We start from the raw sequence: 9,577 nt of genomic DNA, 5'->3' as shown, positions 1-9,577 counted from the left end.
GGGTGACGTGCCGCCTCTCCTTGCCGGAGACCTGCCGAAGCTTCTGTTTTGCGCTTCGGCTGCCGTTGGACTGGAGACGGCGACGCAGGGCGAGATGGCGGTCGCGACGATCGCACAGACGACCGCCGCCGAATATCCCTCCCAAACTATGTGCCGGCGAGATTGTTTTCGCCGACATCCACTCCCATTACCGGGCCGGATGCGATCGGCTCCTTGTCGTCGGATTCGACGACGAGATTGGAAATACCAGTTGGCCTTTGCGAAAGACCAGTTCCGCCCTCCTTCGGCCGGCCGGAGGAGAGGATGCGCCGCTGGTGGTTCCCCAAGACGCATCGGAACGATGACGCGTCCCGCCCAGGGTATAAAGCGAGACGGCATTCTTCTTGAGCGCGTAGGTGCGCGCTTGTGTCGAAGTGGACGCTGGGCGCGCTGGAAGCTGATTGCCGGAACCGGCGTGTCTTTCGGAATCCGTCCGGTTACCTTGAGTGCCTTGTACGCCTTGCAAACCGAAAAGATGGCATTGGCAGCACATCTGGCTGCCCAGCGGAGTCGAAGAACGCAGATCCGAATAGGTCCGTTGATGCAATGCCACCCGATTCCAGACCCGATGCTCGCGAACGACGGCGGAAAGCCGCTGGCAGGCGTTCGCAAAGTCGGATTGCAGCCGCGGCAAGCGCCGCTCGCTGCTCTGGCGACGCGTACAACTTGATCGACGCCGTGCGCATCATGGCCTATCGCCTCTTGGTGACGTGTTCGGATCGTTCGATGTAGCGACGGATGGTTTCCGCGCTGACATTGCCGGCGGTGCCGACGTAATAGGATGGAGACCAGAGATGTCCATCCCACAACCGCTCCTTAAGTGCTGGAAACCGTTGAAACAGCAAGCGAGCCGTAACGCCCTTGAGCACCTTGACGGCGTCGGCCACGGCAATGGCGGGAGGAATGCTGAGAAACAGATGGATGTGGTCCGGCTGAATCTCCTTGGAGATCATCGGCCAATCTCGTTCCGCGCAAATCGAATCCAGCATCGCTCGCATTTCCTCGGCCACCGGTCCCGTCAACACGTCGATCCGATACTTTGGACACCATACCACATGGTATGCGGTCTGGTAAACACAGTTGCGATTGGTGACAACGCGTTGCGTGTCGGAAAGACTACATCACGTGTTGCGTTCCGCGCAACCGCAATTCCTCCCGCGATTCAAATCGCAGGTTTCCTTGCAGGAACTCTATGAAGGACGGATGGCAGCGAAACCCGGAAGCACCCGCGATTTTTCTCAGAACCTACGGATGCCAGATGAACGTCCGGGATTCCGAAGCCGTGCTCCATCGCTTTGTCGCCCAAGGCTACCGAATCGCCCGCTCGGAAGAAGAGGCGGACGTAATCCTGTTAAACACCTGTTCGGTGCGCGACTTGGCCGAGGAAAAGGCATGCGGCAAGATGACCTCTTTGCGCGCCCGCAAGCGCGAGAACCCGAGCGTAGTTTTGGGTTTCCTCGGCTGCATGGCCCAACGCCGGGGCGGCGAGCTCCTGAACGACTTCCCCGAGGTCGATCTCGTCCTGGGCACCCAGAAGCTCCATAAGGCCATGATCCAGGTCGAGCGGATTCGCGCCGCGCGCGCCGCCGCCGGCCCAGGCTCTCCTTCCGAATCACTCCGGATCTTGGATGTCGATGCCGAGCCGGGTTCACAAAACCAAGTTCGGGACCATCTCCCCTCCCGCCGGAAGGCCTCTGCGTTCGTTTCAATCATGCAGGGCTGCAACATGCGCTGCGCCTTCTGCATCGTCCCGGTCACCCGAGGAGCCGAGCGCGCGCGCCCAATGGAAGAGATTGTGGAAGAGGTTCGCCAGCTCGCCGATCAAGGAGTCCGCGAGGTTACGCTCCTTGGCCAAATCGTCAACCTCTACGGCCGCCACGAATTTTCAGTCCGCGACGGCCGCTCCCCCTTCGTGCAGCTCCTCGAAAGAGTCTGCTCCGTCCCCGGCATCGCCCGCGTTCGCTTTACCTCGCCACACCCCATCGGCTTCCGCGACGACCTGATTGCTGCCCTCCGCGACCTGCCGGCCCTCTGTGAGCATGTTCACCTGCCAGCGCAGTCGGGCAGCGACACGATTCTGCGGGCCATGGGGAGGGGTTATTCCCGCTCCCGGTTCCTCCAACTCGTCGAGCGGATTCGCGCCACGCTGCCCGAGGCGACCCTTACGACCGACCTCATCGTCGGCTTCCCAGGAGAGGAAGAAGCGGATTTTGCCCAGACCCGTTCCCTCGTCGAGACCGTCCAATTCGACCAGGCGTACATCTTCCGCTACTCTCCCCGTCCCGGAACCAGCGCCGCCGCTCGCTCCGACTCGATCCCCGAGGAAGAGAAGCTTCGCCGCAACCATGAGCTCCTCGGCCTCCAAGACGCGATCGCGCTGAGAAAAGCAAAGCAGCTCCTCCGCCAAGAAGTGGAAATCCTCGTCGAAGGGGAGAGTCGGAAGTCTCCCCACCGCTTCCAGGGCAGGACACGCGGCAATCACCTAGTTCTCGTTCGCGCTGAAGAGCGCTGGCGGGGGGAACTCCTCCGGGTCCGCATCGTCGAGACCACCGGATATACCTTTTACGCGGAGCCTGTTTTCGCCGAAGAGAGGGAGGAACGCCTGCTGGGCGTCCCTACTCCTCCGGCGCCCGGCCGATAAAATCGTACCAGGCAGCCAAAAGGGCCGCCATCACCGTCGGCCCGAGGAAAAGCCCCAAGAGACCGAAGCTCATGATCCCTCCCAACATCCCCACGAGCACCCAGAAAAAGGGGAGATGGGCGGATCCTCCAATCAGCCCCGGCCGAACGAAATGGTCGGCGACGAAGAGCACCAGGAGGCCAAAGAGGAAAAGCCCGATGGCGGCCAGCAGGCTCCCCTGCGTATAGAGCATGATGCTGACTCCTCCAAAGAGCAGAGGCGCCAGGAAAGGAACCATCGCCAAAATCCCGGTCAAGCCCCCTAAGGTGACGGGATCGGTAATCCCCACGACCGCATAGGCGACTCCCAGCAAGATCCCTTCTCCGATGCTCACCAGGACTAGGCCGTTCACCGTCGCGCGAATGGCCGAGACGCAGTCGCGGGCATATCCGACCCCGATTTCCCCCACAAGCCGGCGGGCGAACCCGAAGACCTGTTTCCCCAAGGCTTCGCCGTCACGAAAGAGAAAAAAGAGGGTGAGCAGGGTGAACGCAAGCACCTCTGCGCGCCTCAACATCAGCTCGCCCACTGCCCGGGTCCATCGGAAAACGAAGGCCGGGTCCAGTTGACCAAGCAAGGTCTTTGCCGCATCAGGACTTCCCAGAGAGGAATTCCAGTTAGAGAACAACCAGGTGCCCACCACCGGGATGTGGTTGATCCACTCCGGGGCGGGCAATCCCGATTGCTGAATCGTCGCCACCCAGCGCGCCACGACCCGTGCTTCCTCCCCTAGCCGGAACGCTGCGTAGGTTAGGGGTCCGATCAGAACTACGCCGGTGATCAGGGTAAAGACGAGCGGCAAGACGACCGCCCGCATCCAGTGAGGCGAGCGGGACCGGAGCCACTGGTAGAGGGGCCACGCAGCAATGGCAATGACCAGCGCCCAGGTCATGGAGACCAGGAAGCCTCGGACGACCCAAAAACCCAGCGTCGCCAAGCTGAGAGCGAGCACCACCCGCGCGTTGGTCTGGAATATACTGCTCTGCTCCGCCTCCGACCCTTCCGTCACCGGTCCCAACTTCGAAACTGCCATGCGGATGGAGCTTACTGTGCCCGCCGAGGAAACACGATCGCTTTTCTTGGGCCCGGCCCGCATGGCTACTCTGCTCCACGCCGCTTGAGCAGAATCTCCGCCGGCCAAGCCGCCGGCGAGAGGCGCAGCAGATAGAGCACGGTCTGCGCAATATCGTCCGGCTGGAGAAAATCGGCTCCCGACACCCCCGTCATCGGCGTGGCGACCAGCGCCGGGCAGATCGACACGGCCTTCACCCCCCTTTTCCTCCCCTCGTCGGCCAGAGCACGGGTGAGGCCGACGATCCCGAACTTCGTGGCGCTGTAGCCCCCGGTCTCCTCCCACGCCTCGACTCCGGCGAGCGAGGAGACATTGCAGATCAAGCCTCCCCCAGCATCCACAATCCTGGGAAAAGCCGCGCGGCTGCACCAGAAAGTCCCGAAAAGGTTCGTATCAACCATCTCGCGAAAATCGGCCGTCGAAAGAGAGGCGATCGGGCCGAAGCGCCCGACGCCCGCACTGTTCACCAAGATGTCGATCCTCCCGCGCCATGCAGCGGTCCGTTCGATCAAGCGCTCGCACTCCTCTTCGCGCCGAACGTCGGTCGGGATCGCGATCCCCTCTCCTCCCCGCTCCCGGCAGAGACGCGCCACCTCTTCACACGCCTCCGTTCTCCTTGCGGCGACCGCCACGGCGGTCCCCTCTGCGGCCAACGCCAGCGCCACCGCCCTTCCGATCCCACTATTTCCGCCGGTCACGGTCGCAACCCGGCCTTCCAGAAAACCCATCCCCCCCCTCCTTGCTATCTCCTTCGGACCCGGATCACCTCACGCTCCGTGACCAACAGGTCCATCTGCTCGTCGTGCGCTTTGGCGGCTACCCGCGGCAGCTCCTGCCAGGAAAAAAAGAGACCGACGCGAAGCAGGCCGGCGCTGATTTCGGCCAGAGTCCGATCATAATACCCGCATCCGCGCCCCAGCCGCATCCCGCGCTGGTCGAATCCGAGCCCGGGGATCAGCATAAGATCCGCCTCCAGCACCTGCTCCTTCTTCGCCGGCGAAGGTTCCCGAAACCGCAGAGGCCCCACGTGCAACGACTCCAACGTCTCGACCTCGGCAAACCCGAGACTCCGATCCTCGCCGCGAAAAAAGGGATAGAAGACCCGCTTGCCCTCCTTACGCGCTCGCCAAAAAAGAAGATCGGTATCCGGCTCTCCGGGCAGCGAGGCATAGAGGACAACCGATTTGGCGCCTTCCCATTCCGGGAGGAAAACGAGTTGCTCCGCCACTCGTCGGCCCGCAGCCATTCGCTCGGCCTCGCCATGAGCGGAGAGCCGCTGCCGAAGCAAGCGGCGCTGTCCCGTCTTGTCCTGGACCAAAGCATCGACCATAGCTCATCCGAATCCCGATTCCGGACTCGACGCAAGGGAAAATCGGTCTGCCGCAAAGAGGAAAGCCATTTCACCCGCAAAAACAGCGAGTGCCGCCTCGGACTGAAGCTGCCACCCCTATTCGTGAAGCCGACGCAACGGAAAGAAGGAAAGCCATTTCGGGACCACGATCTTTTCCGGGAATTCTTCCTTTGGCGAGGCCACCGGGGGTTCGGCCGAAGAACTGCTTTTCGGCTCCTTTTTCTGCCCCGTCTTCCGCTCCGGTCCCGGCTTCTACATCGTTTCCTTGAAAGTGTGCGATTACAATTTTTGCTACTATTAGCCAATATTCTCCTCCGCAGTCAAGAGCTCCGGGCGGAATTCTAACGCCCCTCACCGTAGGGGGTTATCACCCTCGTAGCTACGGCATTTCCCCGATCCGCATGAGGTCTCCGGAACGCCCCCAGCCGTTTGACATCCCCTTGCCGTTCACCTAGGATCCATTCATCCCTGCGCCGGCTTAGCTCAGAGGTAGAGCAGCAGTTTTGTAAACTGCGGGTCGTGGGTTCGATCCCCACAGCCGGCTCCCAGATATAAAGACGCAATCCTGCCTGGTAGAAGCCCTAGGGAAGCTTATTGCGTTAAGAACAGATGTGTAACGATGGATACGCAAAAAAGCGGGTAGAGACGTATGGATTCCGGCAACATTCCGGCAGCATTCCGGCAACGCTTCGAGCCTCGACGCCGCGCTTCGGGTAGGCTGGGGCATCAAGCTCGGCCTTCATCTCTAAATTTCGCCCTACTTTGGTAATGGTAAAAAAGCTCCACCCCCTCCACAACCTCCACCGGCCTTGCCCATCAATGACTTATGCGGTGGAGGTTTTAAAATTGAACCTCCACCCACCTCCACCGGACTCAGCCGGTCTCTCGCGCCGCGTGCTTTGCGCGAGGCTGATATTGCGAATGCCTTATCATTTCGTAGGCCGTGAGTCGGGTGCTCAGCGGATCGTTCGGAGTCTCTCTTCACCGGCGGACGTCACGACGTCCGGGAACGTCGGCCCGGAATGTGCGATGGAGGCTTACGAGTAAGACGCCATAGGGCCGGAGCCACGGATCTCTCCAGAGCGTATGGCCTTATTAGTAAGACGGCGGCAAGGGGTAGGGGGCTTATTGATACCGCATTATCAGCCGATATTGATAACGCATTATCACGCCCTCTCTGCCGCCCTGGCACCTGCGCGTTTTCGCGCAGGGGTTTGGGGCGCGCGCCGCGCCGGAAGTGAGTGCCCCCTGCTCGCCCCGCCCCCATGAAAAATTTTCTCCTTGGCCAACCAGGGGTAGGTGCGCTCTCTCTTACCAGTAGGTTGACGAAGCCCATCTCTTATCGTAGAATCGCTCCATGTCCATTCGCTTGCTGATGTCGTCCGCCGCGAAGGCAATCTACAGGCAGCTTGTCGCCGCCGCTGGAAGCCATTACAAAGCTCTGCTTCGGATCGTCGATGACCCGAATTTCGGGTGCATCTCCATGGAGCCGGTTGACGCCGGGATGCTCACCGAGCATGCGGACCAAATCCGATCAAAGCTCTCCGGACAGGGCATCCCTAAGGGCATGCTTACCTCGCGCTCCATCGAAGCATGGCTCTTGCTCTACGGGAAGCAGGTTGCCGTCGATTTGCGCGAGGAAGCCCTACGCAAAACTCAAGAATTCGAACCACGGCTTTGGTCGGACAGGTACCAGAGCGATAAAGAAGCCCGGAGGATCGTGGCTCGGCACGCTCTGGGTATTATCCGGAACGCCAGCCGCAAGCGCAGGAAGCAGACCGAAGCCGAGAATGCGGTAGCGGATTCGGTTCAGGATTCCTTGAACGCCGCTGCGTATGAAGCACCGGAGAAAGCTGGCGGCGGAGGAGCGGATGCTTAAGGAAACTGCGGATAGGATTTGTTCCCGGCCATCAGACACCCCCAACCATCCCGCGATTCTTCGCAAGCTCCGGCCTTACTTCCCGCCCTTGATCCACTTGATTGCTTGGTAGTGGCCGACCACGGCGTAATTCTGTGTGTAACTTAGTCCTCCGATCCCGCCTCCCGCGTGTGTTCCTTGCCCCCACCCCCAAGCCTGCCCGCCAGTAGGCCAGCGTTCCGTTTGAACCAGGATGATCGCATCGGCTCCCACTTCCTTCGCCTTGTCTACTGCGCGAGTTCTCGGAGATCCGAAGAGTCCGCTTCCCGCGTTAATTGTGCCGATCACGATGTATGGCCGCGAGGGGGGTGTTCGGTAGATCTTCATCCCATGGACTATGGAATGTTCGCCGCTGCCGAGCGGTCCTCGATGCGGCGCTTCCGCGGGATACCAGCTCGCAAGAATCGCATGGGCGCTTGCCACAGGGCAGAGCGCCAAGGCGCAGGCGATCAATAGGGATTTTGTGTTCATGGCTTCTCCTTTTCTTCTCCTCGCTCACGCCACCGAGCGGGCTTCTTCTTGTTCAGCCTTTCCTCGATCCACGCATTCGCCTCCTCGAAGGTCGCTTTGGCCGCATCGCCCCGGTAGCCGAGCCTACGCATTAGGCGAACCTGCTTGAAGGTGGCAAGTCCTCTTGTCCTCCTCTTGTGCATGCCGTCGATGAGCTTGCTCGCAAGGCCGCGCGAGGAAATGAGGCTCACGTCGAAGCCGGCCTTGTCCAGCACGTCCAATTGTTTCTGCGTAGGTTGCGCGCTCTCCCACGGCAAGACAGGCTCATAGTCCTCTGCTTCGGCGAGCATGACGCTTAACCCCCATTTCTCACCAGTACGAGCTTTCGGGCGAGAGAGGTGCCGGTTGAGTCGCTTGCGAGCAGTTCCGCCCGCGCAGAGCTCTTCGTGAGGCGGGATCGAGCAAGATTTTCATTTGATTTGCCTTAACGCGAGCACTGCAAAGCGCAAAAAGCCGGTTGTGGAGCAAGGCTCCGCCTGGTCGTAGGCTTTGCCGAAGGAACAGATCTGCGGTTTTGGCACATGCTCAGCAACGCAGCACTCGGAAGACGTGGGTAAAGAGGCTCTTCCAAGGATAGGCGCTGCTCATCGAGAGGAAGACGCGGCGGACGCTGACTCGGACCAGCGTGCCGATCTTAAAGAGCTTGAGCCGGAGGGTGTCGACCTGGGCCTCGGCCCAGTCCGTTCCTCGCAGAGCCAGCCGTCGCAGCGCTTCGACCAGGGTGTAAGCAAGAGCCGAGAAGTAGAGGCGAAGTTGGTTGCTGGCCATTTGCGCGGTCGAGAGCCGGTCGGCAAAGAGGTGGAGTTGTTCCTTGATCCGATTCTCCATGTCGCCACGAGCACAGTAGAGCTTCTCGTAAAGGTCTTGGGCGGGCCACTCCTCGGAGGAAAGAGAGGTCACGACAAAGCGCGGATTCTCTCCCCTTTCCAGGTACTCGGCTTTGGCGACCACTCGGCGCTCTCTCGACCAAGTGCTCAAGGTCCGATAGGTAAACTCGGTAAAGAAACGAGCCGGCTTGCCACTCGACTCGCGCAGACGACGGGCTTGCTCCATCGAGGCCTCAATGGTCCGGCACACGCGCTCGTTGCGGGCCAAGCCGAAGAGGTAGTCGACTTGATGGGCTTCGCACCAAGCCATGATCTCTTCCCGGCAGAAGCCCGAATCGGCCCGGAGCACGATCCGGACTCCGGGCCAACGGGTACGGAGTTGTTCCACGATCCGGCTCACCTCCGTAAGGGAGCCCGCCGACGCATCCTGGTTCGATGGCCGAAGCCGGACGCCAAGGAGTTGATCGCCAGCAAAGATGTAGAGCGGCAAATAGCAGTAGGAGTCGTAGTAACCATGGAAGAAGCGCTCCGGCTGATGTCCGTAAAGGGGGATGTCGGTCGCATCCAGATCGAGAACCACCTCCTCAGGGGGCTGGGGATGCGATTCGAGGTAGAGATCGACCAGAAGACGGTCAATCGCTTCGGCCGAGTAGTCGATCTTGTGGTAGCGCTCGCTTCGACCCACCAGCTCCAGCCGGTTGAGCGTGCTCTTGCCCGCCAGATCCTCTTCCAGATCGCTTTTCCCGCTCAGGAGAGCAACCAACGGATCGGTCCGCAACTGCTCATGGTCGTTGAGGTCTTCGTAGCCCATCGCAATCCCGAAGATGCGCTGGGCAAGCATCTCCCGTACCCGATGCACAATGCGTTTCGGATGGCGTCGATCCCGAAAGCAGCCCTCCAGCCGTCTTAACAAACCGATCTTCCGATCCGCTTCCCGCAACAGAATTGCGCCCCCATCGCTGGAGATCCGACCCGCGGTAAATCCCGCTTCCACCCGTCGCGAAAAATGCGCTGTAAACCCAAAAGTCTCTTGGCTACACTCTGTCATGGAAGGCCGTTTCTTTTTTCTGGTTGTAGTAACGTCTTCTTAACGCACTTATACCAGGGAAAGACGGCCTTTCCTATGCCCTTTTGCGAACTTTTTTGCCTTCCGCTATGCCCGCTATTGGTGAGATATCGG

The 9,577-nt window shown here is 60.5% G+C and carries 8 protein-coding genes, 1 tRNA gene and 1 pseudogene; 3 read left to right on the top strand and 7 right to left on the bottom strand.

Annotated elements, in window-relative coordinates:
- Positions 1-731 precede the first annotated feature (731 nt).
- Positions 732-1,121, bottom strand: a pseudogene (tnpA, locus tag A37A_RS0109240) (IS200/IS605 family transposase); the annotation flags it as partial.
- 110 nt (positions 1,122-1,231) lie between these two features.
- Here tnpA and miaB point away from each other — a divergent pair.
- Complete coding sequence (gene miaB / locus A37A_RS0109235; protein ID WP_018291226.1) at positions 1,232-2,680, top strand: tRNA (N6-isopentenyl adenosine(37)-C2)-methylthiotransferase MiaB; 1,449 nt, start codon at positions 1,232-1,234, stop codon at positions 2,678-2,680.
- On the opposite strand, the gene A37A_RS0109230 is transcribed toward miaB, so the two are convergent.
- The 3 genes from A37A_RS0109230 to A37A_RS0109220 all read right to left on the bottom strand — a co-directional run bounded on the left by A37A_RS0109230 (position 2,655) and on the right by A37A_RS0109220 (position 5,121).
- A complete protein-coding gene (locus A37A_RS0109230; RefSeq protein WP_155996546.1) occupies positions 2,655-3,752 on the bottom strand; it encodes an AI-2E family transporter in 1,098 nt (365 codons plus the stop codon). The two genes, miaB and A37A_RS0109230, sit on opposite strands and share 26 nt — an antisense overlap.
- A 65-nt stretch (positions 3,753-3,817) precedes the next feature.
- Positions 3,818-4,519, bottom strand: a complete 702-nt coding sequence (locus A37A_RS0109225; protein WP_018291224.1) for an SDR family NAD(P)-dependent oxidoreductase — start codon at positions 4,517-4,519, stop codon at positions 3,818-3,820.
- Positions 4,520-4,533: 14 nt separating this feature from the next.
- Positions 4,534-5,121: a 5-formyltetrahydrofolate cyclo-ligase gene (locus tag A37A_RS0109220; RefSeq protein ID WP_026195758.1), complete on the bottom strand. Its 588-nt coding sequence runs from the start codon at positions 5,119-5,121 to the stop codon at positions 4,534-4,536.
- Positions 5,122-5,614: 493 nt separating this feature from the next.
- On the opposite strand from A37A_RS0109220, the gene A37A_RS0109210 reads away from it, so the two are divergent.
- Positions 5,615-5,686, top strand: a tRNA-Thr gene (locus A37A_RS0109210).
- Positions 5,687-6,499: 813 nt separating this feature from the next.
- The gene (locus A37A_RS0109205; RefSeq protein WP_018291220.1) at positions 6,500-7,021 is read left to right on the top strand and encodes a hypothetical protein; all 522 of its coding nucleotides are present in this window, start codon (positions 6,500-6,502) and stop codon (positions 7,019-7,021) included.
- A gap of 75 nt (positions 7,022-7,096) precedes the next feature.
- Here the strand turns inward: A37A_RS0109205 and A37A_RS0109200 are convergent, their stop codons facing one another.
- The 3 genes from A37A_RS0109200 to A37A_RS16755 form a co-directional block, all read right to left on the bottom strand.
- Positions 7,097-7,531, bottom strand: a complete 435-nt coding sequence (locus A37A_RS0109200) for a hypothetical protein (protein ID WP_018291219.1) — start codon at positions 7,529-7,531, stop codon at positions 7,097-7,099.
- Positions 7,528-7,860, bottom strand: a complete 333-nt coding sequence (locus A37A_RS0109195; protein WP_018291218.1) for a hypothetical protein — start codon at positions 7,858-7,860, stop codon at positions 7,528-7,530. Before A37A_RS0109195 ends, A37A_RS0109200 begins: the two co-directional genes overlap by 4 nt.
- Before the next feature lie 235 nt (positions 7,861-8,095).
- Complete coding sequence (locus tag A37A_RS16755; RefSeq protein ID WP_040887701.1) at positions 8,096-9,445, bottom strand: IS1380 family transposase; 1,350 nt, start codon at positions 9,443-9,445, stop codon at positions 8,096-8,098.
- Between the last annotated feature and the right edge of the window lie 132 nt (positions 9,446-9,577).

The sequence above is a fragment of the Verrucomicrobium sp. 3C genome, assembly GCF_000379365.1.
In the GTDB taxonomy this organism is placed as follows: Bacteria; Verrucomicrobiota; Verrucomicrobiia; order Methylacidiphilales; family Methylacidiphilaceae; genus Methylacidimicrobium.
Note: the sequence above shows the minus strand (reverse complement) of the source record. Positions and strands in the feature narration are given on the sequence as shown.